We start from the raw sequence: 22,552 nt of genomic DNA on the forward strand, positions 1-22,552 counted from the left end.
CGCCCCTGTGAACGACATCGATAAGACCGCGTTGAAGCATGCACCGACATGTCTCGTGCTCGTCAGCGTGCCGGGCCACCCGTGATCAACGCCCACACGTCCCCGGCTTCACCGGCCGCGGCGAGCAGTTCGGAATCCCACGACGCGACCGTGCCGAATTCGCTGCGCCACGACAGGATCCGGTTGGCGTGCCGATGCAGCTCGTGTTCCATCGTGAAGCCGATCGCACCGAGCGCCTGATGCGCGTTGCGGGCGACGACCGACGCCGCATGTCCGGCACACGACGCGGCCGCCGCGATCGCGAAGCGGGTCGACGCGTCATCGAAACCACCGGCGAGAACGGCATCGACCGCACCATCCGCGGCGGCGTGCACGAGCGAGGCCTCGGTGGCGATGTCGGCGACGAGCGCCTGCACCGCCTGGAACTTGGCCAGCGGACGACCGAACTGCACGCGGGCAGTGGTGTGATCGACGACGAGCTCGAGAACCCGATCCATCGCACCCGCGGTGGCCAGCGCACGGACGAGCGCGCCCCGGTAGCGGAACTCGTCGGCGGTGCCCGCCGGAACGTCACGTCCCGACAGTGCCGACAGGTCGACGCACACGTGGTCGCGGGGCTCCGCCGCCAGGTTCACGGCCTCGACGATCTCGACATCGCCGCGAGCGACCTCGGCGACCTGCCATCCCTGCGGTGACTCCCACAACACGACGATCGAGTCCGCGAACCGGGCCCACGGCACGTGGCGTGCGCGGCCGTCGGCGTCGAGCACCGCGGCGGTACGCACGGCCGGCACCGTCTCGAGGCCTGCCTGCTCGAGGAGCCAACCCGCGAGCAGATCGTTCTCGGCCACCGGCACGGCAGCAGCAGCACTGCCGGCAGCTTCGAGCAGCAGGGCGGCTTCGAGCCATCCCGCGCCGCTTCCACCACTGTCCTCCGAACCGGTGAGCCGATCGAGGCCGAGCTCGGTGAGGGTGCTCCACAGGGCACGATCGAGTTCGACGACGTCACCGATGCGGTGGTCGTCGCCCGAGGTGAACACCTCGGACAGCATCTGTGCGAAGTCGCGCAGTTCCGTCGACTGCAGTGCGTCCTGCCCGCTCATCTCATCCCCAATCCTCGTGCGATGACCCCGCGGAGGATCTCGCTCGTGCCGCCGCGCAGTGTGAAGCCCGGTCGTTGCATGACTCCTGCCCGGACGAGCTCGGCCAGATGTGCGTCGGCCGCGGTGTATCCCGCGACCTCGTCGGCGAGATCCGCCAGGTCCCCTTCGGTCTTCGTGCCGAGCACCTTCACTACCGACGCCGCGAGTTCGGCGTTCTCGCCACGTTCGAGGGACTCGGAGACCGCGGTGGACATGCGGTGCAGACCCGCGATGCGCCCGATGGTCGCTCCGATGCGGGTGTCCGCTTCGACGCTGCCGTCGGCCACACCGTGCACGAGGGATTCGAGCACCCCGAAGGTCGACAGGAAACGTTCGGGACCGCTGCGCTCGTAACCGAGCTCGCTCGTCACCTGTTCCCAGCCGGCGCCGATCTGTCCGAGCACCAGGTCGTCCGGGACGAAGACGTCGTCGAGCAGCACCTCGTTGAAGTGGTGGTCGCCGGACATCGACAGGATCGGGCGGATGGTCACGCCCGGGGAGTCGAGCAGCACGATGAACTGGCTCAGCCCGTCGTGGCGGTGCGCGGGATCGAGCGGGGCGGACCGCGCGAGGCCGAAGAAGGCGTCGGCGTGGTGGGCCCCGGACGTCCACAACTTGGTGCCGGAGATCCGCCACCCACCGTCCACCTGCGTGGCCTTCGTCTTGACGCTCGCGAGGTCGGATCCGGAGTCGGGCTCGGACATTCCGATGGCCCAGCAGATCTCACCGGCCGCGATGCCCGGCAGGAACCGCTGCTTCTGCTCTTCGGTGCCGTACTTCAGTAGCGACGGTGCGGCCTGGCGGTCGGCGACCCACTGGGCGGCGACCGGCGCGCCCACCGCGAGCAGCTCCTCGGTGACGACGAAGCGCTCCATGAAGGTTCGTCCGTGTCCGCCGTACTCGACGGGGATCGTCATGCCGACCCAACCGCGAGCGGCGAGTGCGCGCGTGAACTCGGGGTTCCATCGCGTCAGCCAGGTGTCGATGCCTGGGGTGAACACGCCCGCGTCGATCTGTTCCTTCAGGAACGCCCGTACCTCGGCACGGAGTTCCGTCAGTGCCGGGTCGGGGGTACCCGCCCTCGGTACGAGTCGTGCACTCATCGTTGATCTCCTTCTCCACCGGTGATGGTGGGACACAACAGCGCCAGCGACAGGTCCGCGTAGCGTTCTGCGATCTCGTCCGGGCCGTCCGGACCCGCGGGGTCGTACCAGTTGGCGATAGCCGAGACCATCGCCAGAATCGATCGGCGGCAGTCGTCGGGATACTTCGTGGTGAAGACACCTTGTGCGACACCACGATCGATGATGTCGCGGATCCGCCTTCGGCCGGCGCGCCGGCCTTCCTCGTACAGCAGCGCACCCTCGGGTTCGAGATTGCGCACCTCCGTCGCGATCATGCGTCCCTGCTCGGGGAACTGCGTGCGGAAGATGACGTTCCCCTTGACGAACGCGCGGATCTGCTCGACCGGATCGTCGCCGACGCGGGCGAGTTCGGCGTCACAGACCGCGTCGTAGGTGTCGACGCCGTCGAGCAGGATCGCCAGCAGCAGATCCTGTTTGTTCTTGTAGTGGTAGTACAGGGCGGACAGGCTCACGCCTGCCTCCTGCGCGATGGTCCGGATCGACGACGAGCCGTATCCGTTGCGCACGAACTCCTTCCGGCCCGCCTCGATGAAGACGCGCTGCTTCGGCGACAGCACTCTCACGACAACGCTCCGGTATCGGCGTACTGCGCGATCAGCTCGCCGAGCCTGCCCTTGACCATCTTGCCCGTCGGCGTGCGCGGCAGTTCGTCGACGAACCGCTCCATGAGCACGACCGTGCCACCGAGCGCCTGCGTCGACACGCCGTACCGCAAGGGCGCGGCGTGGTAGATCGGTGCCGGCGACAGGTAGACGGTGTTCTCGTCGAAACCGAAGCGGCGCACCTGCTTCAGCAGCAGAGGACCGGGCTCGTCACCGACCTGAGCACCGGAGAGAGCGGGCTTGATGCCTTTGGGGCGCCCGGTGGTGCCGGAGGAGTACAGCATGTCGCTGCCGCGGGGTTGGTCCGGCATCGGGGTGACGGGAAGACCCGCCACCTCCTCCTCGTACACGAGATGTCCGGGCACCTGCCCTCCGAAGGCGACACGGTGCGTCACCTTCGGGGTGAGCGGCACGATCGCCTCGGCGAGGTCGGCGAGCGGCGCCGAGACGACGAGCACCTTCGCGTCGCAGTCGTCGACGAGGTAGGCCGCCTCGACGGGAGCGAGATGCGTGTTGACGAAGGTGACGTAGACGCCCGAACGAACTGCCCCCCAGTATAGTTCGAACGCAGTGGCGTCGTTGACGGTGACGACCGCGATGTGGTCGCCCTTCCCGACGTCGTGTGCGCGCAGCCAGTGTGCGAACCGGACGGACGCGCCCTCGAGCTCCCGATAGGTGAGCGTCCGGCCGGTCGCGGCCTCGTGCACGGCGGGCCGATCCGGGGCGACGGCGGCGTAACGGCCCGGGTACATGCCTACAGCCCCAGATCCTTGGAGATGATCGTCTTCATGACCTCGCTGGTGCCACCGTAGATCCGGGTCACGCGGGTGTCGGCGTACAGCCGGGCGATCGGATACTCGGTGATGTAGCCGTAGCCGCCGTGCAGTTGCAGGCACTTGTCGATGACGCGACCGGAGACCTCGGTGCAGAACAGCTTCGCGCGGGCCGCATCGGCGACCGTCAGTTCCTTGCGGTCGAGCAGTTCGAGGCAGTGGTCGACGTAGACACGCGCGGCCTGGGTCTCGGCCGAGCACTCGGCGAGCACGAACTTGGTGTTCTGGAACGAGGCGACGGGCTTGCCGAAGACCTTGCGTTCCTTGGTGTATGCGATCGCGTGGGCGATGGCGGCCTCGGCGAAGCCGACCTGGTTCAGAGCGATGCTCAGACGCTCCTGCGGCAGGTTGTGGGTGAGGTAGCCGAAGCCCGCGCCTTCCTCACCGAGGAGGTTCTCGACCGGCACCTTCACGTCGGTGTACGAGAGCTCGGCGGTGTCCTGCTGGTGCAGGCCGATCTTGTCGAGCTTGCGGCCTACCGCGAAGCCCTCGGTGTCGGTGGGCACCGCGATGATCGACAGGCCGCCGCGGCGGTTCTCAGGATCGAACGGACTCGTACGGCAGACCGTGAGGATGAGGTCGGCGGTGACGCCGCCGGTGATGAAGGTCTTCGCGCCGTTGATGATGTAGTGCTTGCCGTCCTCGGACAGCTTCGCCGAGGTCGCGATGTTGGCGAGGTCGGAGCCGGTGCCGGGCTCGGTCATCGCGATCGCGGTCATGATCGAGCCGTCGGCGAAGCCGGGCAGCCAGCGTTGCTTCTGCTCCTCGGTCGCGTACTCGAGCAGGTAGGGCAGGATCAGGCAGGCGTGCACGGTGTAGGAGCCGAACGAGACTCCGGCGCGCGCAACCTCTTCGAAGACGATCGTGTTGAACTTGAAGCCGGACTCGCCCCCTCCGCCGAACTCCTCGGGGACCTGGATCCCCAGGATGCCGAGTTCGCCCAGCCGGCGGAAGAATTCGCGGGGCGGGCGACCCATCTCGTCCCATTCCTCGCGATGCGGCGCGACCTCACGTTCGATGAAGTCGCGCACCATCTTCCGGAACTGCTCGTGTTCTTCGGTGAAGATCGTCCGCTGCATGGCTTGTCCTCCGGGGTGTGGGGGCAAGGAGAGGAGAAGGTCAGTTGCCGGTGAAGTCGCCGGTGCGTCGTTCGAGGAACGCCGAGAGGGCTTCGCGGTGGTCCTCGGTGTGGTGCGAGAGCGCCTGGAAGGAGGCCGACAGTTCGAGGAGCGTGTCGAGATCGACGCGCTGACCCTCGCGCAGCAACTTCTTCGTCATGCGCAGTGCGCTCGGGGGGTTGACGGCGACGCGGGCGGCGAGCGCATTCGCGGCGTCGAGGAGCTGCTCGGGTTCGACGACCTGCGAGACCATGCCCCAGTCGAATGCCGTCGCGGCGTCGACGCGGTCGCCGGTGAAGGCCATCTCGGCGGCGCGCGCCGCACCGACCGCGCGCGGAAGCAGCCAGGCGCCGCCGTCGCCGGGGATGATGCCGAGCTTGACGAAGCTCTCCGCGAAGAACGCCTTCGACGAGGCGATCCGCATGTCGCACATCATCGCGAGGTCGCAGCCGGCGCCTACGGCCGGTCCGTTGACCGCGGCGATGATCGGGACCTCGCAGTGGTAGATGGCGCGGGGCAGGCGCTGGATGCCGTAACGGTAGCCCTCGCGCAGGGCGTGGGGGCTGCCGCCGAACATGCCGCGACGTTCGTCCATATCCTTGACGTTGCCGCCGGCGGAGAAGGCCGATCCGGCGCCGGTGAGAATGACGACGCGGGTGTCGATGTCGCGGTTTGCCTCCTCGGCGAGCTCGACGAGGCGATCGATGACGTCGTCACCCGAGATCGGGTTGCGCGCCTCCGGAAGGTTGATCGTCCAGGTCACGACGTTTCCGTCGCGCGTGCTCAGTACGACGTCCTGCGAAGTTGCCATTGCGGTCGCGGTCCTTCCGGTAGCCGGTGTGTGGCTCGCACCATAATTTGGTCGAACGATCGTTCAAATTACGGGGCCGGTCGGATCCTGTAAAGACCGAACGGGCTCGTGGCTCAGTCGGGCAGGCTCACGTTCGATTCGGCGATTCTTATGGCTACCTCGTCCGGGAAGATGTTCCGGAAGACGAAGGGATCGCGGCCGAGCACCCAGCCCGGCGCCAGCGCGGTCGCGTAGCGCTCGAAATATCCGAGCTGCTTCCCGAACAACACGAGTTCCTCGGGCGTCGACGTGTTCCACTTGCGGCCGAGCGAGACGAGCGCACCGATCAGTTCGCTGAGCCGCAACTCCCCCACGTCCTGACCGAGCAGCGGACCGAAGATCTCGGCAACCTGCCGGCCGACCGCCGCGTCGTCGACGTCGAGGTCGGCGGCGACACCGAGCGCCCGCACACTCTGCGCGACCGCCGTGAAGTCCCCGTCGAGCAGGGCCGCGCGGAACAACGCCCGCAGCAGCGCGCGCCACTTCTCGGGCAGTTCGCCGACGATGCCGAAGTCGAGCAGCGCGACACGTCCGTCGTCGAGTAGCCAGAGATTGCCCGCGTGCACGTCGCCGTGGAACGGGCCGTGACAGAGCACCGCCTCCATCCACACCTTCACTCCGCGGCGCACGAGCAGGGAGGTGTCGAGATCGTCCTGGCCCGGCACCACCCGGTCGACGGGCTTGCCCTGCAGGCGCTCCATGCAGATCACCCGCGGACCGCACCACTGCCAGTACACCTCGGGCACCGTGACGTAGACGTTGTCGCCGAACGCGGAGATGTTGCGGCGGAAACGATCCTGACGATCCGCTTCGACCGCCGCGTTGAGCTCGGTCATCGTCGCGTTGTAGAGATCGCGGATGATCCCCGGAGTGTTCGCGATACGGAAGAACTCGAAGAGCTGCAGCAGCTTCGCGCCCATGTAGGCGGCGCGCAGATCGACGAGCATGCGGTGCGCGATCCCCGGTCGCTGCACCTTCACCACGGCCCGTCGGCCGTCGCGCAGCACGCACCCGTGCACCTGGGCCACGGACGCCGCGGCGAGCGGCACATCGTCGAACGACTCGAACATCTCGTCGATGCGGTGTCCGAGATCCTCCTCGATCACCGCGCGGGCCTGCTCGGAAGGGAAGGTCGGCACGTCGTCGAGCATGCGCAGGCACGCGTCGGCGAGGGCCGCGGGGAACAGTCCGGGTGACGACGCGATGAGCTGGCCCAGCTTCACGAAGGTCGGCCCGAGATGTTCGAAGGCGTCGACGGTGCCGTGCGCGGCCGCTTCGACGACGCTGTGCTGCCGGGGCCGGACGGTCCACCGCAACACCGCCCACACCACGAAGGCGATCAGGACGGCGGCGACGACCACGGCCCGTCCGAGCTCGGCCGGCCCGAACCGGTCGAGCGGAGGCCGCTCGACGTCCAGTGCCCCGGGTGGAAGGACGTCGGCGAAGGGGCCGACGGGCCCGTTGCGCTCGGGCCTGCTGTGACCCCGCGCTCCGGATACGCCTTCGCGCAGCGTGTACTCGTGCACGACCTGTCCCCACTCCGTCCACCACGCGCTCACCTCGGCGCGACTTCGTGCACGGTACCTGTATCCGGCCCCCCGATCGAGACCCGGCGATCATCTGTCTTCTGTCGGTGCCCCCGACTACTCTCTGACGGGTAGCGGATTCGGGTCCGACCAGCCGGGGGTATCGCGCTCATGACCGAACAACTGCTCGAAGAATCTGCCGGTTCGACATCGACGTCGACCGATTTCATGGAACTCGCCGAGCCGTTCCGTCGCGAATTGCTCGCCCACTGTTATCGCATGAGCGGGTCGCTGCACGATGCGGAAGACCTGGTCCAGGAGACCTACCTGCGCGCCTGGCGCGGTTACGAGAACTTCGGCGGCCGCTCCTCACTGCGCACGTGGCTGCACCGGATCGCCACCAACGTGTGCCTGACGGCGCTCGAAGGCCGCAGTCGCCGGCCGTTGCCCACCGGGCTCGGCGCGCCCAGCTCCGATCCCACCGACGATCTGGTCACCCGCCCCGAGGTGCCGTGGCTCGAGCCGTTCCCCGTGGGGTACGCCACCGACGATCCGTCGGATCCCGCCACCATCGCTGCCTCCCGCGATTCCGTCCGCCTCGCCTTCGTCGCGGCCCTGCAGCATCTCTCCGCTCGTCAGCGCGCGGTCCTGCTGCTCCGCGAGGTCCTGCAGTGGCGCGCCACCGAGGTCGCAGCCGCGCTCGACACGTCGACGGCGGCGGTCAACAGCCTTCTGCAACGGGCACGTGCGCAGCTGAAAGACGCCCAGGTCCGCGACGACGACCTCGCCGAACCCGACAGCGCCGAGACCAAGGCGTTGCTGCAGCGCTGGGTCGACGGCTTCGAGAAGTACGACATCGATTCGCTCGTCGAGATGCTCACCCAGGACGCCGTCTGGGAGATGCCGCCCTTCGAGGGCTGGTACCAGGGCCCCGACGCGATCGTCACCCTCATCAAGCACCAGTGCCCCGCGAAGGGCCCCGGCGACCAGGTGCTGCTTCCCACCGTGGCCAACGGCCAGCCGGCATTCGGGCTGTACATGCGAGGGGAGGACGACCGCCACCACCCTTTCCAACTGCAGGTGCTCGACATCGTCGACGGTAGGGTCGCGCACGCCACCGTCTTCTTCTCCGACGACACCGCCGGGTTGTTCGCCAGGTTCGGGCTGCCGGAGGACCCGGCAGCCCGCTGACGTCGAAGGTCACGCCTCGGCAGGCGCAGCTTCCGTAGCATCGGCCTGCTGAGCGGCGGCCATGTCCATCCACATGACCTCCCAGACGTGGTTGTCGAGGTCGCGGAACGCCCGCTGGTACGCGTAGTCCCCCATCTCCTCCTGCGCCTTCTGCGCGCCGGTCGTCACCCATTCGCTGCCACCGGCCGCGATCGCGCCGTCGACGAGCGCGTCCACACCTTCGCGACTGTCGGCCGACACGCACATCAGCACCTCACGAGCCTTCGTGGTGTCGCAGATGTCGTCGTTGGTGAACATCCGGAACATCTGCTTCTCGAGCAGCATCACGTAGGTCTGGTCGTTGATCTTCAGGCAGGCGGCGTTCTCGTCGCAGAACGACTCGTCGAACGTGAATCCGAGCGTGTCGAAGAATGCGCGGGTGGCGGTGATGTTCTCGACGGCGAGATTGACGAACAGCATGCGCGACATGGTTTCTCCTGTGGTCGGCCCGTCCTGTGCGGGACGCGGTGCGGGTGTCACCGATACAGACCGGCCGCCCCGTGAGAACTCATCGCGCACCCAGAGATTTCTCGGCGCGGTGTGGTCGTCACTGCTTGCCGAGCACCCAGACCGGGCCCGTGATCAGCCAGATCACCGTGATCGTGGCGAGGGTGGGGAAGATTCCGTACAGCGCCGAGGCCTGTTCGCCGTTCGCGACGGTCGACCCGAGCCCGAGCACGGCTGCCGCACTGATCCCGGCCGCGAGCAGCCATCGCCCGAAGTCCACACATTCCTTGCGGAAGGCCTCCGGGCCCTCCTTCGGAGCGCGTTCCGGTTTCGGACCACCCGCGAGGTGATAGGCGAACCGCCGGTCGGCCCACCGGACGACGCTCGGCCCGAAGGCGACACTCGCACCGAGATAGATACCCGCGGCGCGGTGGACCCAGCCGACCTCCGCCCCGTTGTGCAGATCCACCGCGACGGCCACGAGCAGAACGACGTCGATCAGCGGGATGAGGGCGAGCAGCACCGTGCCCGTCCTCCGGAGCCGGAGCAGATACCGGCACACGAGGCCGGCCGCGAGCACGACCCAGAACGCGATCTCGCACCCGACGATGAAAGCGGCGATGTGGCTGAACATGACCTCAGAATCGCGCGCACATCCCCCCGCGCGCGTCGCCCGATGGGCGGCAAATGCCTCATCACTTCGGGTGACGCCGACCCTGATCCTCCCCCGGTTGTGGTCGAATCGTTGCCGTGGACAACCGTGAATCCGAGATTCGAGTGGGATTCGTGAACCCGCGCTACAACTCCCTGCTCGTCGCCCTCGCGTACTTCGCGGGTGGCGCGCTGTTGTACGCCCTGGATCTCGGTGTGCTCGTCGAGGACCGGCCGCCGCAGCCGCTGTGGGTGTGGCTGGTTCTGCTCGCGTGCGTGTGTGCACCGATGACGATGCGCCGCACGCGACCGCTTCTCGCACTCCTGCTGGGCACGGTTCCGGTACTGGTCGACCTCGTCGTCGGCCCTTCGCTGCCGGTCTGGATCGCATACGGCGACCTGCTGTACACCGCAACGCTCTTCGGCTCGGCGCGCACCAGCCGCTTCCTCGAACGCGCCCCGTTGGTCCCGATCGTCGTCGGCGCCGTCGCGCTCGGTGTGTACTTCGGAGAACTGCGCATCGCCGTATGGGCCGTGTCGATCGCCGCGCTCGTGATCGTCGTCCCGATCTGGTGGGCCCGATCCGTCCGCACACATCGGGACGCCGCCGAGATCGAACGGGCACGCGCCGAGGCTCTCTCGCGGGTCGCGGAACTGGACCGTCGCGCCGCCATCACCACCGAGCGGCAGCGTCTGGCCCGCGACCTGCACGATGTCGTGGCTGGGCACCTGTCGTCGATCGCGATCCAGAGCGAGGCCGCGCTCCGCCTCCGCGATTCCGATCCCGACCGAGCGCTGACCGTGCTCGAGTCCGTGCGCTCCGGCAGCGTGGCCGCCCTGCAGGAGATGCAGTCGATGGTGCGTCTGCTGCGCAGCGACGACACCGACGAGATCACCACCGCGGGTCGCCTCGCCGACCTCGAACCGCTCACCGCCTCCGCACGCGCCGCCGGCACCTCCGTCCGGATCGACGGTCGTCCACCCGCAGACCTCGACGCGGAGGTCGATCTCACGGCCTACCGCATCGTCCAGGAGACCCTGACGAACGCGGTCAAGCATGCACCCGGACGGCCGGTGACCCTTCGTTTCGACGACGCCGACGGCCGCCTCGGGATCGAGGTGGTGAACCCGATCGGCGACCCGGACACCCCGGACCCGTCACCGGCCCGCGGCGCCGGGCACGGCCTGCGCAACATCGCCGAACGCGCCGCCGCGGTGGGCGGGCACGCCCGCTCCGGTCGCGACGGGAACGAATGGAGGACATACGTGCAACTGCCGATCGCGAACAGGAGTACGACGTGACGATCAGGGTGTTGCTCGCCGACGACCACAGCGCCATCCGCGCGGGCCTGCGGCTCCTGCTCCACACGAGCGAGGACATCGAGGTGGTGGGCGAAGCCGCCGACGGTGCCGTCGCGGTGTCGCAGACGCGCGCCCTCGCCCCGGATGTCGTCCTCATGGACATCCGCATGCCGCACGTCGACGGGATCGCCGCGACCCGCACCATCACCGAGGAGACGAGTGCCCGGGTGCTGGTGCTGACGAGTTTCGAGATCGACGAGTACGTCTTCGAGAGTCTTCGGGCCGGAGCGGCCGGATACCTCCTCAAGACCGCCTCCGCGGATGCCATGCTCGACGCGATCCGGGCGGTGCACTCCGGGGAGTCCGTGCTCTCACCGCAGATCACGCGAACCGTCATCGACGCGTTCGTCTCGAAATCGACTCGGCGGGAGTATGTTCCGGACGGTCCGGATATCGACGCCCTCACCGCACGCGAACAGGAGGTCTTCGCGTGCCTGGGCGAGGGATTGTCCAACCGCCAGATCGCCACCCGCCTCGGCATCGGTGAGAACACGGCGAAGACACACGTCGCCCGGGTGCTCCACAAACTCGGGCTGCAATCGCGGATCCAGGCGGCCATCCTCGCCCGGGACATGCCCGACCATCAGCTCTAGGATCGGGGATGCACCAGGATTCGACAACCGACTCCGAAAGCGCGGGAAAAACAATGACCGGCACTTCCGATCACGACGACCTGCTGCTCAGCGACGCCGAACGCATGCACGCGTTGAACGCACTCGGCGAACACTACGCCGCGGGCCGGCTCGACAGCGCCGAGTTCTACGAACGATCCGGAGAGATATCTTCGGCGCGAACGTTTTCGGCGTTGCTCCCCTCCTTCCGGGGGCTACCCGGCGGTGTTCCCCTCGAACAGGTCGACGGTCACATCCGGATGACCCACGACTCCTCCGCGCCGGCGGTCAGCCACGACAGCTCCTCTGCGACGGCACCCCAGTCCCCGGAGGACGAACTGGCCTCGCTCCGCGAACGGGGCAGCATGGTCGAGACGCTGGACTGGATCATCATCGGCGTCACGCTCGTGACCTTCCTCGTCCTGCAGATCGCTCTCGACTGGAGCTACGCGTGGATCGTGTGGCCGTCGCTGATCGTCACGCTCAGCGTTCCGCGGTTGATCCTGAAGTACAGCGACGACGACGAGAAGGTCTACGAAGAGCTCAAGAAGTCGGAGGCCGAAGAACGGAAGAAGCGGCTCGAGGAGGCGTCGAAGCGGATCCGGGAACTCGAGGGTCGTCGCGGTCCGGAGACGCCACGGAGCTGAAGCGACCGACAGTCACGGAGCTGAAGCGACCGACAGTCACGGAGCTGAGCCGAGGGGTGACCGCAGAGCGGGGTCGACCGGTGATCGCGGACCGGGACGAACCACTCCCCGATTGCTCTTTATTGCGCTGTTCCTGGTAGAAGCAAGGAATGGCAATCGAGACCGCACAGTTCACCGTCGATCGTCCGGGTCGTTTCATGGGCGTCGGCATCGAGGTCGCCGACGACGCGTCGGTCTCGGTCACCCAGTCCGTCGGATCGCACCTGTTCGACCACCGCGGGCAGACCACGCTCGCCTCCATCGGCGTCTTCACCGACGTCGCCGCGGGCGCACCCGCCGGTATCGCGCGATTCGCGGAGACCGGTGAGCGACCGCAGAGCGTGCTGTCGCACGTGACGGCGACGCTCGCCCACCCCTTCCCCGCCTCGGGGGCCCTCGTCGGTCACGGCAGCAGCCTGTTCTTCGACGAGTCCACCGCCGTGTCGGGCACCGACGTGCGCGACGAGCAGGGTGCTCTCGTCGCGCACCTGGTCGGCCGCTCCATCGTCGTCGGGCGCACGCCGATGGAACTCGGCGCCGAGGCGTCGGAGGCCGTGCCGGAGCGGGACGAGCCGGAACCGTGGTCCGATGTGGCGATCCTGGCCGAACTGCCCGGCCTCGACATCGTCACGGGCATCTCCACCGGGACTCTTCCGCGCGGACCGCTCGCCGGGCTGCTCGGACTCGAGGTGACAGCCGCCGAGCGCGGCGTCGTGCAGGCCCGGCTGTCGCCGCGCGAGTGGATGGCCAACGTGATCGGTTCGGTGCAGGGCGGTGTGCTCGTGTCGATGGCGGAGGCCGTCACCGGCCTGGCCGCACAGACGCTGACCGGCATCGATCAGGACTATCGCGTGCTGGAGATCGGCCTCGACTACCTCCGCTCGCCCGCCGTCCCCGGGCCGGTCATCGAACTGCGATCCGAAGCGGTGCGGGCCGGACGGCGACTCGCGTCCTTCGAGACGACGCTGTGCGCCGCCGACGGCACCGTCTACGTGCGCGCACACGCCAACGTCCAGCTGTTCCCCCGCGCGTAACGGATTCGCAGGAATCTCCCAGCTCTCTCGCACCGTGCCTCGAGCGTCCGGACGCACGATGGTCGGAACGAGGACGCACGGAGGAGAGATCATGAACGAGGACGGTCGAGCCGTACACCGAGCACAGCGGCCGCGACACTCGCAACGACACCGACTCGATCCCCGACCCGACGGGGACGACGGTCACCGCACGTGAGGGTGACCGGGTCCTCGCCGCGGTCAACGTGGGTGTCGACGTCTGATCACGCTGCTCTGCGCGCGGCCGTCACCGCCGCGGCGCCGAGCCTCGGGAACCGGCCGTCGGAGATCGTGGTGAAGGTGTTGCCCATGCGGTTGGTGACGAACGCGACCGACAGTCCGGTCTCCGGGTCGGCGAACGCTCCCGAGCCGCCGAAGCCGTAGTGGCCGACCGACCGCAGCGGCTGCTGCCTCAGGGCGACCCATCCGGGGTGGTAACCCAGCCGCCAGTTGGGCCGGATGCCGAGGACGTAGTCGCGTTGCCGGGTCTGCACTTCGAGCAACTGGCCGACGGTGTCCTCCTTCAACAGGCGGGCACCGTCGATCGCTCCGCCGTTCGCGATCGCCGCGTACATGCGGGCCAGGGCCCGAGCGGTGAACACACCGTTCCATCCCGGCATGACGGCGTCGTGCGCGGACGGACTGCGCATCAACTCGTCGAAGCCCTCCGCCATGCCTGCCTCGGCTAGACCCCGCACGCCCGGCGCGTGCGACAGCACCGCCGACGCCGTCGTCCACGGTGCCGGCAGGAAGTTGACCTTGGGGAACACCCGGGCGATGCGGTGCCGTTGGTCCTCGGGCACGTGGTACCAGAACTCGTCCGTGCCGAGCGGCTCGGCGATCTCGGTGCGCACGAGTTCCTGGAAGGACACCCCGGTCACGCGCGATGCGATCTCGGCGACGAGGTTGCCGTAGGTGACGGCGTGATAACCCGGCCCGTGGAAACGTCGTGGATCGGGTGGGGAGGCGGCGAGCGCGGCGGCCACCGCCTCTGAATCGAGCAGTCCTTCCCTGCCGGGCACGAGACCGCGGGACCTGTGCAGTCCGGCGCGATGCGACATGAGCTGTCGCAGGGTGATCGTCTCCTTGCCGGCCGCGGCGAACTCCGGCCAGTACTCGGCCACGGCTGCGTCGTAGTCGAGCAGGCCACGCTCGGCGAGGCGGTGCACCACCGTGCTGGCCACCCCCTTGCCGGTGGAGAACGACAGCACCACGGTGTCGCGGGTCCACCGCTTGTCGCGTGCGGCCCAGCCCGCCCAGATGTCGAGGACGGGTTCGCCGTGCAGGTAGCAGGCGAGAGCGCCGCCGCCCTGGCTCGGCTTGTAGAACATCCGGAAGAAGAGATCCGCGACAGGCATGAAGCGCGGATCGACCAGCATCTGTGTGGACGGGGTCGCCACGGGCGGCTCCGTCGTGGAACCTTCGGTCATGAGGGCGATGGTAGGAGTATGTAAACGCTCCCGAGGGTGTTCTCCCACTTCCGCGGCGGTCCGGTCCGCAGGGTGACTGCACGACCTGTCCTTCCGGTGTAAGGATGGGAGCATGACCCTCGCGCAGAACTCGGAGATTCGCTCCGGCATCGATCTCGGACACGTCGACGAACGGGTCCGCCCCCAGGACGACCTCTTCGAACACGTGAACGGCCGATGGCTCGCCGAACACGAGATCCCCGCCGACCGCGCGCTCGACGGAGCCTTCCGCACGCTCGCCGACAAGGCCGAGGTCGACGTGCGGACCATCATCGAAGAGGCCGCGGCGTCCGGCGCCGAGCCGGGCACCGACGCCCAGAAGATCGGCGACCTGTACACCTCGTTCATGGACACCGCGACGATCGAGGCAGCCGGTCTCGATCCGATCCGCGGGGAACTCCGGGCGGTCTCCGGCGCTGCCGACCGCGCCGCGCTCGCGGCAGTACTGGGCGGGTTGCAGCGCGCCGGCGTGACGGGTGCGCTCGCACACTACGTCGACACCGATTCGAAGAACTCCGAGCGGTACCTGATGCACGTTTCGCAGGGCGGGCTCGGGCTGCCCGACGAGTCGTACTACCGCGAGGACCGCTACGCCGAGATCCGTGACCAGTACACCGCCCACATCGGCCGGATGTTCGCCCTCGCCGACCTGCCCTACGACGCGGCGAAGGTGGTCGCGCTCGAGACGAGGCTGGCCGCTGGGCACTGGGACGTCGTCAAGCGTCGCGACGCCGACCTGAGTTACAACCTGCTCACCCTCGACTCGCTGCGCACCGATCTTCCGCAGTTCGACTGGACGGGATGGATCACCGCGACCGGCGCGACCACCGAACAGTGGGCCGAGATCGTCGTTCGTCAGCCGAGCTTCCTCGAGACGTTCGCGACGTTGTGGGCCGACGAGGACCTCGACGACTGGAAGGCCTGGGCGGTGTGGCGGGTGCTGCGCGCGCGGGCTCCGTACCTGTCCGAGGCGTTCGTCGACGAGAACTTCGCGTTCTACGGCCGTACGCTCACCGGTACGCAGGAGATCCGCGACCGCTGGAAGCGCGGCGTGTCGCTCGTGCAGGACCTGCTCGGCGAGGCCGTCGGCAAGCTCTACGTCGAACGGCACTTCCCCGCCGAGGCGAAGACGCGCATGCAGGTGCTCGTCGACAATCTCACCGAGGCGTACCGGCAGTCCATCACCGACCTCGAATGGATGAGCCCGGCCACGCGCGAGGCCGCGCTGCGCAAGCTCGAGAAGTTCACCCCCAAGGTCGGCTATCCCGACACCTGGCGCGACTACTCCGCTGTGACGATCACCCCGGACGACGTGGTGGGCAACTACCGCAGCGGGTACGCCGCGGAATACGACCGCGATCTCGGCAAGCTCGGTGGTCCGGTCGATCGCGGCGAGTGGTTCATGACCCCGCAGACGGTCAACGCCTACTACAACCCGGGGATGAACGAGATCGTCTTCCCCGCCGCGATTCTCCAGCCCCCGTTCTTCGACCTGCATGCCGACGACGCCGCGAACTACGGCGGTATCGGCGCGGTCATCGGGCACGAGATCGGCCACGGATTCGACGATCAGGGCGCGAAGTACGACGGCGACGGCAATCTGGAGAACTGGTGGACCGATTCGGACCGCGAGGAGTTCGGTAAGCGCACCGCGGCCCTCATCGCGCAGTACGACGAGTTCGAGCCGAAGGCCCTTCCCGGACAGCGTGTCAACGGCAGCTTCACGATCGGCGAGAACATCGGTGATCTCGGTGGCCTGTCGATCGCGTTGAAGGCCTACGAGATCGCGCTCGACGGCAAGCCCGCGCCGGTCATCGACGGCCTGACCGGCCTGCAGCGCGTGTTCTTCGGATGGGCGCAGGTGTGGCGTACGAAGGTTCGCGACGAGGAGGCGTCACGACGCCTCGCCGTCGACCCGCACTCGCCGCCGGAGTTCCGCTGCAACGGCGTGATCCGCAACATCGACGCTTTCTACGAGGCGTTCGACGTCACCGAGGGCGACAGGCTGTATCTCGATCCTTCGGAGCGCGTGCGCATCTGGTAACTCCACGCACGACACTGCCCCGACGCGGACAGCGTCGGGGCAGTGGTCGTTTCGGGGGCGTTCGTTTCGGGGGCCGTTCTCGGGCTGTCGCCTACCGGATCAGCCGAGGTGCGAGCTCGGCACCGGAACGCCGCGCGCGTGGAACCACGGGATGGGGTCGACCTTGGCGCCGCCCGGCTGCCACACCTCGTAGTGCAGGTGCGGGCCGGTGGACTGGCCGCGGTTGCCCATCGTGGCGATCTGCTCACCGGCGCGGACGTGCTGGCCGACCGAGACGAAGGACTGATCGATGTGGCCGTAGACACCGGTCGTGCCGTCGTCCTGCGCGATGCGCACCCACAGGCCGAAGCCCGAGGCCGGACCGGATTCGATCACGACGCCGTCGGTGACGGAGACGATGGGCGTGCCGATCGAGTTGGCGACGTCGATACCGTTGTGGTTGGTCCCCCAGCGCGGACCGTAGCCCGAGGTCAGCGTTCCTGCAGCGGGGAAGGCGAGCGCGGGGCGACGCGCGGCCTCCTCACGAGCGGCCTGCTCGGCGGCCTCGCGGGCGATCCGCTCGGCCTCGGCACGCTGTGCTGCCTCCTGGGCAGCGATCGCCTCGGCGACACGCTGTGCTTCCCTCTCGGCGGCGCGGTTCAGCTTCTCGGTGTAGTGCGATGCGTCGACACCGGTGACCTTCAGCACCTGCGGTGCGGTCGAGAGGTTCTCCCCGGCGCCCGTCCATGCGGTGGCGGACTCGACGCGGACCCGGTCGCCTGCGGCGTTCGCGACCGTCGTTCCGCCGACGGTGACGGCGCTCGCGAGGACCGCGACTGCCATCCACCTGCCGGCGCGGGTTGCGCGCCGTCGCAGATCGGTGGCTTCTCGGGTGTGGGTGGATTCAGGATTTCGGATCACAGCAGTTTCCTCTGGGACAGGCCCTCGGTAACGAAAGGGTCACGATTCCATCACAGAGTACTTCGACCTTTGACGAACTCAGCGTGTCGCCTTGACTCCAAACCGACCGGTATCGGACAAAAAGCGCCCGATTCTCCCTACTCGATTCACATCGACACCATCGACCTCACGCGTTGGTCGCAAAACCGGGGTGAACCGTGAGTGACGTCACGCCATCGGATAACGGGGAAACGATCTCCGAGGGGGTATCGAGGCGGTATTGCGGCCCCAGCCGAGAGAGCCCTACCGCACCGCGAAACGCAGACCGAAATTGTCGAACGTCGCGGGCAGCGGACGCGCCGGATCCGGCTTCATATCCGACACCACGGTGAACTCGGCGGACCGGAGCAGAGTCGCAAGGAAGGTGCTCGCCGCGAACAGCACGATGCTGCGCCCGGGGCACACCGTCGGTCCGGCGCTGAACGGCACGAGCGCGGGATAGCGCTCGGCGCGGCCGTCGAGCCAGATCTCGGGTTCGAAGGTGTCGGCGAACGGCAGGTCGTCGGAGCGGTGGAAGGCCGAGGACAGGATCACGAAGCCCGTACCGGCGGGAATCGTGGAGGTACCACCCGCACCGTCGCTCCACGTGGTCTCTTCCACGGAGTCCCGGAGGATCACCGGAGTGGTCGGCCACAGCCGGGTCGTGTCCAGCACGCAGGCCCGCAGGTACTCGTAGACCTGCGGTGTCCCGGCTTCGGTTCCTGACAATTCCGACTCGACGCGCAGACGCTGCTCGGAATGGGTCGACAACACCGCCAGGGTTCGGGCGCTGACCATGCCTGCGGCGTCGAACGCGAACAACCAGTGCGGCATCTGCCCGATCGGGTCGACGGACGCCGGCGCTGCGAGGTCCCGGACCACCCCGGCCAGACTCTGGGACGGAGCCGCCGTGACATGACGGTGCAGGTTCTGGGTGAACCGATCGCGCAGGCGGTGCCGGAGCGGATGCGCGAACGACCAGTTCCCGTTCGAGCGCAGCGTCCACAACTGGTCGGTGATGCTCTCGTCGTCGCGGGCGGCGTCGCCGAACGCGAGTCGCCGAACGAGGCGCCACCAGGTCTTCACGAAATCAGGAGCGTCGAGTTCACCGCGCGACCTCGCATGCTCGAGCAGATCCTGCGCCTCCTGCTCGATCACGGGAACCCATTCGGCCGCGAGACGGTGCAGGGCGTGTTCCGGTTCGAGGACCGACTCGTTGAACGCGCGTCGCTGGGCGCGGATGTTCCCTCGGGAGATGAGCACACCGTTGGGCTGGAACGGGCTGAGTGCGGCCACCTTCTCCTTGTTGGCCGCAGTGAACGATGCCGTGTCGGTGCGCAGGATCCGGTCCACATCCTCGGGCGTCAGGACGATCGCGAGGGTGCGGCCGGGGATCGGCACGACCACCGGTCCGTCACCGTGCCGCTTCCGTAGATCGGCGACCAGGCGGACCACGCCGGCATCGGATTGGTTCTTCTCGAGCAGCTTCATCGCCCAACGCCGACGAGCGATCGGTCCCACCGCCACGAACGGCACGGCCACCTGCCCGAGGAGCCGAGCGGCGTCGGTGGGCGAAACGGTCGCGGTCGTTGCAGGCACAGGTGCTCCCGGCGTCGGAGGGGCAGGACTTGTGAAGGCTTCCCGTCGGGAGCACATCCAAACGTCCGTCCGGACCCGCAGAGGGAGATCACCGCAACCCCGGAACGAGCAGGCTTGCACGGTCCGCGGACAGAAGCACGCCTTCGGACGGCATGCAACTGTCTTCAAGGCGCGCAAACGGTCGGCGCTGCAGTGACAACTACCCGTCCCGATTTCCCCTGCGCCCTATTTTCCGCGCGCCTGCTTGCCGCGAGAGCACCTTGTCGGCCGCTTCCCAGTGCGCATCGAACAGATCGCCACGACCGTCGGAAAACCCTGCGACGGTGTGGAAGTGATCATCGCCGGCGACAGCGAGGTGCTAATCCGCGGATACAACGTGATGCAAAGGTCGTCGCGTCGCTCTTCCTCCCGTCGACTCCACCGACCCACCGTCGGCGTGAAGTCACCCATCGGACATTCCGACGATGAACACATCCCGTGCCCGTACCCGAACTTTCCGAGGCTCGAGTACGGGCATGTTGTCGCTTCTGTGGTTACACACATTTCAAGATCGAACACAGCACATCGATCGTCGTCACGTTATCCATCACAAGTCCGAAATGCACGAAAGATCCTCTCGCGCCCAACTTTCGAACCCGTGGTTGGATGTGCGGTCGAGATACGGACTCGAGCGCGCGACGCCGCGTGGCGAAGCCGAACTCCATCACAGCCACCGCCTGCCCCGGGAGGAACCATGACCGACATCGAGACGAAGAACTTCTTCACCGATCCGGAACTCGTCGAGGACCCGTACCCCTACTACGACGCCCTGCGCGAGGGATGCCCGGTCACGCGCGAACCCCACCACAACGTCATGATGGTCACCGGCTACGAAGAGGCGATCCAGGTCCTGAGCGACGAGCAGACCTTCTCGTCGTGTATCTCGGTGACCGGTCCGTTCTCCGGCCTTCCGGCCTGCCCCGAGAGCGACGACATCACCGACTTCATCGAGGAGCACCGCCCCTCGCTGCCGATGAACGACCAGCTCCCCACCATGGATCCCCCGCAGCACACCGACCATCGCGGCCTGCTGATGCGGCTCATCACGCCCAAGCGCCTCAAGGAGAACGAGGCCTTCATCGAGCGCATCGCCGACCGCCTCCTCGACGATCTGCTCGCCCGAGGCGAGGGCGACTACATCACCGGCTTCGCCGCTCCGTTCGCGATGCTCGTCATCGCCGACCTGCTGGGCGTGCCGGAGAGTGACCATCAAGAATTCATCGAGGGCCTGAAGATCCAAGTGGAGAAAGGCTTCTCGCTCGGCAGCACCGAGGGTGAGACGCTGAAGCTCAACCCGCTCGAGTTCCTGTACAAGAAGTTCGGCCAGTACATCGAGGACCGCCGCGCGAACCCCACCGACGACGTGCTGACGGGCCTCGCCACCGCAACCTTCCCCGACGGCACCCTGCCGCCCGTCGACGACGTCCTGCGTATCGCCGCGAACGTGTTCTCCGCCGGCCAGGAGACCACCGTGCGTCTGTTGAGTTCCGCGTTGCGGATCATCGCCGAGCAGCCCGAACTCCAGAAGACCCTGCGCAGCGAGCCCGATCGCATCCCGAACTTCATCGAAGAGACGCTGCGTTTCGAGAGCCCGATCAAGGGCGACTTCCGGCTCGCGAAGACTCCCACCACCGTCGGCGGGGTCGACGTCTCGGCCGGCACGATCATGATGCTGGTCAACGGCGCCGCCAACCGCGACCCGCGCCAGTTCTCCGACCCGAACGAGTTCGACATCGATCGCCGCAACGCACGCACCCACATCGCGTTCGGTCGCGGCGTGCACTCGTGTCCTGGCGCCCCGCTCGCCCGAACCGAAGGACGCGTGGGCATCGCGCGCCTGCTCGAGCGCACCAGCGAGATCCGGATCTCCGAGAAGGTGCACGGCCCCGAGGACGACCGGAAGTTCGGTTACCTGCCGACCTTCATCCTGCGTGGCCTGCTCGCCCTGCACCTCGAGTACACGCCGGCGGAAGGTGAGTCGAAGTGAAGGTCGTCGTCGACGACGACGCCTGCCGCGGACACGGCGTCTGCCTCGCGGCCTGCCCGGAGGTCTTCGACCTGAGCGACGGCGGATACGCCGTCACCCTGATGTCCGAGGTCCCGGCCGAACACCAGGACTCCGTGCGGGAGGCCGCAGGGGGTTGCCCCGAAAGGGCGATCCGGCTCGACTGAGATCAGAGCGCGCCGTTCTTCGACGGGTCCGGCGTCCGGCCTTCCATTCTCCAGCAGAGAATCCACCTCCCGAGCCTCTTGCGGGGAATGACCCGTCTACGGGGGCCGGGTGCGCTCCGATCCCCGCGTTGGTTGTCAGGATGTCTCACGGCCATCCTGACAACCAGCGAATTGCCGCAGCGGATGGCGAGAACGGCAGCGGATTGCGTCCCGGGTGCGCATTCCGACTTGCCTCTTTCCGGCCCCGAATCAGCCGTATCGGGATGAGAACAAGGTTTCTTTTTCTGATAGCAACAGTCTCGAGTCCGGACGGAAAGCGGAAGGACGGCCCCGCGTTGCCTCCCTACCCTCCGGTACAGTGTCCCCATGTCCACTCCACGCGACACAGGGCGATCCGGGCAGTGACGGGCGCCAGCGAAGAGCCGGCCTGGAAGCAGCGCGCGGTGGAGCGTTCCATCCGGACCGCGAAGCTGCGCGCCGAGCAGCGCGTTCAGCGCTTTCTCGATGCCGCACAGGCGATCATCGCGGAAAAGGGCAGCACCGACTTCACGGTTCAGGAAGTTGTCGACCGGTCGAAGCAGTCGCTTCGCAGCTTCTACCTACAATTCGACGGTAAGCACGAGCTGTTGCTGGCACTCTTCGAGGATGCTCTGAGCCGCTCTGCCGATCAGATCCGTGCCGCTGCCGCCGACGAGAAGGATCCTCTCGATCAGCTACGCGTCGCAGTGGAACTGCTGTTCGAGTCGTCCCGACCCGATCCGGCGGCCCCGCGCCCCCTGTTCACCGACCTCGCGCCGCAGCTGGTGCTCACCCATCCTGCCGAGGTGAAGGTCGCACACGCACCGATGCTCACGCTGTTCACGGAGCTGATGGAGAAGGTCGATGCCGAGGGCAGCCTTCGCGAGGGAACGAACGCGAAGCGAATGGCCGCCATGACAATGCAGACCGTGATGTCCATTGCCCAGTCGAGCGGTGGCGACGACACCACGACCCTTCTCATCTCGGCCGACGAGGTATGGAGTTTCTGCTCGCAGGGATTCGCCGCCCGCTGACGAG

20 protein-coding genes and 1 pseudogene are annotated in these 22,552 nt (G+C 67.6%); 9 read left to right on the plus strand and 12 right to left on the minus strand.

From position 1 onward, the window contains the following. Positions 1-62: 62 nt before the first annotated feature. From AC6CID_RS12065 to AC6CID_RS12095, 7 genes and pseudogenes are all read right to left on the minus strand, one after another. Positions 63-1,103: an acyl-CoA dehydrogenase family protein gene (locus tag AC6CID_RS12065; protein ID WP_498353997.1), complete on the minus strand. Its 1,041-nt coding sequence runs from the start codon at positions 1,101-1,103 to the stop codon at positions 63-65. Next, positions 1,100-2,245: an acyl-CoA dehydrogenase family protein gene (locus tag AC6CID_RS12070; RefSeq protein WP_006553729.1), complete on the minus strand. Its 1,146-nt coding sequence runs from the start codon at positions 2,243-2,245 to the stop codon at positions 1,100-1,102. Before AC6CID_RS12070 ends, AC6CID_RS12065 begins: the two co-directional genes overlap by 4 nt. Next, complete coding sequence (locus tag AC6CID_RS12075) at positions 2,242-2,850, minus strand: TetR/AcrR family transcriptional regulator (protein ID WP_232333390.1); 609 nt, start codon at positions 2,848-2,850, stop codon at positions 2,242-2,244. The genes AC6CID_RS12070 and AC6CID_RS12075 overlap by 4 nt, the downstream gene beginning before the upstream one ends. Before the next feature lie 92 nt (positions 2,851-2,942). Further along, positions 2,943-3,641 (minus strand): annotated as a pseudogene (locus AC6CID_RS12080) (AMP-binding protein); the annotation flags it as partial. Between the two features lie 2 nt (positions 3,642-3,643). After that, positions 3,644-4,801, minus strand: a complete 1,158-nt coding sequence (locus AC6CID_RS12085) for an acyl-CoA dehydrogenase family protein (RefSeq protein ID WP_006553733.1) — start codon at positions 4,799-4,801, stop codon at positions 3,644-3,646. Between the two features lie 40 nt (positions 4,802-4,841). After that, entirely contained in the window at positions 4,842-5,651 is an 810-nt protein-coding gene (locus AC6CID_RS12090; protein ID WP_033096334.1) for a crotonase/enoyl-CoA hydratase family protein, read from the minus strand. Positions 5,652-5,764: 113 nt separating this feature from the next. Beyond that, entirely contained in the window at positions 5,765-7,201 is a 1,437-nt protein-coding gene (locus AC6CID_RS12095) for an ABC1 kinase family protein (RefSeq protein ID WP_051121662.1), read from the minus strand. A gap of 186 nt (positions 7,202-7,387) precedes the next feature. On the opposite strand from AC6CID_RS12095, the gene AC6CID_RS12100 reads away from it, so the two are divergent. After that, positions 7,388-8,407, plus strand: a complete 1,020-nt coding sequence (locus AC6CID_RS12100; RefSeq protein WP_064060483.1) for a sigma-70 family RNA polymerase sigma factor — start codon at positions 7,388-7,390, stop codon at positions 8,405-8,407. A 9-nt stretch (positions 8,408-8,416) separates the two neighbouring features. Here AC6CID_RS12100 and AC6CID_RS12105 read toward each other — a convergent pair whose 3' ends face one another. Together AC6CID_RS12105 and AC6CID_RS12110 are read right to left on the minus strand one after the other, a co-directional pair. Next, positions 8,417-8,875 (minus strand): VOC family protein, encoded by a 459-nt coding sequence (locus tag AC6CID_RS12105; protein WP_033096336.1) that lies wholly within the window; start codon positions 8,873-8,875, stop codon positions 8,417-8,419. A gap of 118 nt (positions 8,876-8,993) precedes the next feature. Then, entirely contained in the window at positions 8,994-9,527 is a 534-nt protein-coding gene (locus AC6CID_RS12110; protein WP_498353998.1) for a hypothetical protein, read from the minus strand. Positions 9,528-9,643: 116 nt separating this feature from the next. Between AC6CID_RS12110 and AC6CID_RS12115 the strand changes: the two genes are divergently transcribed. The 4 genes from AC6CID_RS12115 to AC6CID_RS12130 all read left to right on the plus strand — a co-directional run bounded on the left by AC6CID_RS12115 (position 9,644) and on the right by AC6CID_RS12130 (position 13,237). Continuing rightward, the gene (locus tag AC6CID_RS12115) at positions 9,644-10,846 is read left to right on the plus strand and encodes a sensor histidine kinase (RefSeq protein ID WP_033096338.1); all 1,203 of its coding nucleotides are present in this window, start codon (positions 9,644-9,646) and stop codon (positions 10,844-10,846) included. Further along, positions 10,843-11,499: a response regulator gene (locus AC6CID_RS12120; RefSeq protein WP_498353999.1), complete on the plus strand. Its 657-nt coding sequence runs from the start codon at positions 10,843-10,845 to the stop codon at positions 11,497-11,499. Before AC6CID_RS12115 ends, AC6CID_RS12120 begins: the two co-directional genes overlap by 4 nt. Before the next feature lie 53 nt (positions 11,500-11,552). Continuing rightward, positions 11,553-12,164 carry a DUF1707 SHOCT-like domain-containing protein gene (locus tag AC6CID_RS12125; protein WP_498354000.1) on the plus strand — a complete coding sequence of 204 codons (612 nt, stop codon included), beginning with the start codon at positions 11,553-11,555 and terminating at the stop codon, positions 12,162-12,164. A 149-nt stretch (positions 12,165-12,313) separates the two neighbouring features. Beyond that, entirely contained in the window at positions 12,314-13,237 is a 924-nt protein-coding gene (locus AC6CID_RS12130; RefSeq protein WP_019290818.1) for a PaaI family thioesterase, read from the plus strand. A 242-nt stretch (positions 13,238-13,479) separates the two neighbouring features. On the opposite strand, the gene AC6CID_RS12135 is transcribed toward AC6CID_RS12130, so the two are convergent. After that, positions 13,480-14,685, minus strand: a complete 1,206-nt coding sequence (locus AC6CID_RS12135; RefSeq protein WP_064060479.1) for a serine hydrolase domain-containing protein — start codon at positions 14,683-14,685, stop codon at positions 13,480-13,482. A 112-nt stretch (positions 14,686-14,797) separates the two neighbouring features. Here AC6CID_RS12135 and AC6CID_RS12140 point away from each other — a divergent pair, with 112 nt between their 5' ends. Further along, positions 14,798-16,768: a M13 family metallopeptidase gene (locus AC6CID_RS12140; protein WP_094979993.1), complete on the plus strand. Its 1,971-nt coding sequence runs from the start codon at positions 14,798-14,800 to the stop codon at positions 16,766-16,768. Between the two features lie 99 nt (positions 16,769-16,867). On the opposite strand, the gene AC6CID_RS12145 is transcribed toward AC6CID_RS12140, so the two are convergent. Further along, on the minus strand, positions 16,868-17,590 hold the full coding sequence (locus AC6CID_RS12145; RefSeq protein WP_498354004.1) for a M23 family metallopeptidase: 723 nt from the start codon (positions 17,588-17,590) through the stop codon (positions 16,868-16,870). Positions 17,591-17,950: 360 nt separating this feature from the next. Then, a complete protein-coding gene (locus AC6CID_RS12150; protein WP_033096344.1) occupies positions 17,951-19,285 on the minus strand; it encodes a cytochrome P450 in 1,335 nt (444 codons plus the stop codon). Positions 19,286-20,018: 733 nt separating this feature from the next. On the opposite strand from AC6CID_RS12150, the gene AC6CID_RS12155 reads away from it, so the two are divergent. From AC6CID_RS12155 to AC6CID_RS12165, 3 genes are all read left to right on the plus strand, one after another. Beyond that, on the plus strand, positions 20,019-21,311 hold the full coding sequence (locus AC6CID_RS12155) for a cytochrome P450 (protein ID WP_006553750.1): 1,293 nt from the start codon (positions 20,019-20,021) through the stop codon (positions 21,309-21,311). Further along, on the plus strand, positions 21,308-21,496 hold the full coding sequence (locus AC6CID_RS12160; protein ID WP_006553751.1) for a ferredoxin: 189 nt from the start codon (positions 21,308-21,310) through the stop codon (positions 21,494-21,496). Before AC6CID_RS12155 ends, AC6CID_RS12160 begins: the two co-directional genes overlap by 4 nt. A 401-nt stretch (positions 21,497-21,897) precedes the next feature. Beyond that, positions 21,898-22,548: a TetR/AcrR family transcriptional regulator gene (locus AC6CID_RS12165; protein WP_019290814.1), complete on the plus strand. Its 651-nt coding sequence runs from the start codon at positions 21,898-21,900 to the stop codon at positions 22,546-22,548. Positions 22,549-22,552: the final 4 nt, after the last annotated feature.

Source organism: Rhodococcus sp. GQ147, from assembly GCF_059759155.1.

Bases quoted from the DNA above. Each gene is read 5' to 3' on its own strand.
- AC6CID_RS12065 (WP_498353997.1), bottom strand. From the start codon at position 1,103: ATGAGCGGGCAGGACGCACTGCAGTCGACGGAACTGCGCGACTTCGCA.
- AC6CID_RS12070 (WP_006553729.1), bottom strand. From the start codon at position 2,245: ATGAGTGCACGACTCGTACCGAGGGCGGGTACCCCCGACCCGGCACTG.
- AC6CID_RS12085 (WP_006553733.1), bottom strand. From the start codon at position 4,801: ATGCAGCGGACGATCTTCACCGAAGAACACGAGCAGTTCCGGAAGATG.
- AC6CID_RS12090 (WP_033096334.1), bottom strand. From the start codon at position 5,651: ATGGCAACTTCGCAGGACGTCGTACTGAGCACGCGCGACGGAAACGTC.
- AC6CID_RS12100 (WP_064060483.1), top strand. From the start codon at position 7,388: ATGACCGAACAACTGCTCGAAGAATCTGCCGGTTCGACATCGACGTCG.
- AC6CID_RS12105 (WP_033096336.1), bottom strand. From the start codon at position 8,875: ATGTCGCGCATGCTGTTCGTCAATCTCGCCGTCGAGAACATCACCGCC.
- AC6CID_RS12110 (WP_498353998.1), bottom strand. From the start codon at position 9,527: ATGTTCAGCCACATCGCCGCTTTCATCGTCGGGTGCGAGATCGCGTTC.
- AC6CID_RS12125 (WP_498354000.1), top strand. From the start codon at position 11,553: ATGACCGGCACTTCCGATCACGACGACCTGCTGCTCAGCGACGCCGAA.
- AC6CID_RS12130 (WP_019290818.1), top strand. From the start codon at position 12,314: ATGGCAATCGAGACCGCACAGTTCACCGTCGATCGTCCGGGTCGTTTC.
- AC6CID_RS12135 (WP_064060479.1), bottom strand. From the start codon at position 14,685: ATGACCGAAGGTTCCACGACGGAGCCGCCCGTGGCGACCCCGTCCACA.
- AC6CID_RS12140 (WP_094979993.1), top strand. From the start codon at position 14,798: ATGACCCTCGCGCAGAACTCGGAGATTCGCTCCGGCATCGATCTCGGA.
- AC6CID_RS12145 (WP_498354004.1), bottom strand. From the start codon at position 17,590: ATGGCAGTCGCGGTCCTCGCGAGCGCCGTCACCGTCGGCGGAACGACG.
- AC6CID_RS12155 (WP_006553750.1), top strand. From the start codon at position 20,019: ATGACCGACATCGAGACGAAGAACTTCTTCACCGATCCGGAACTCGTC.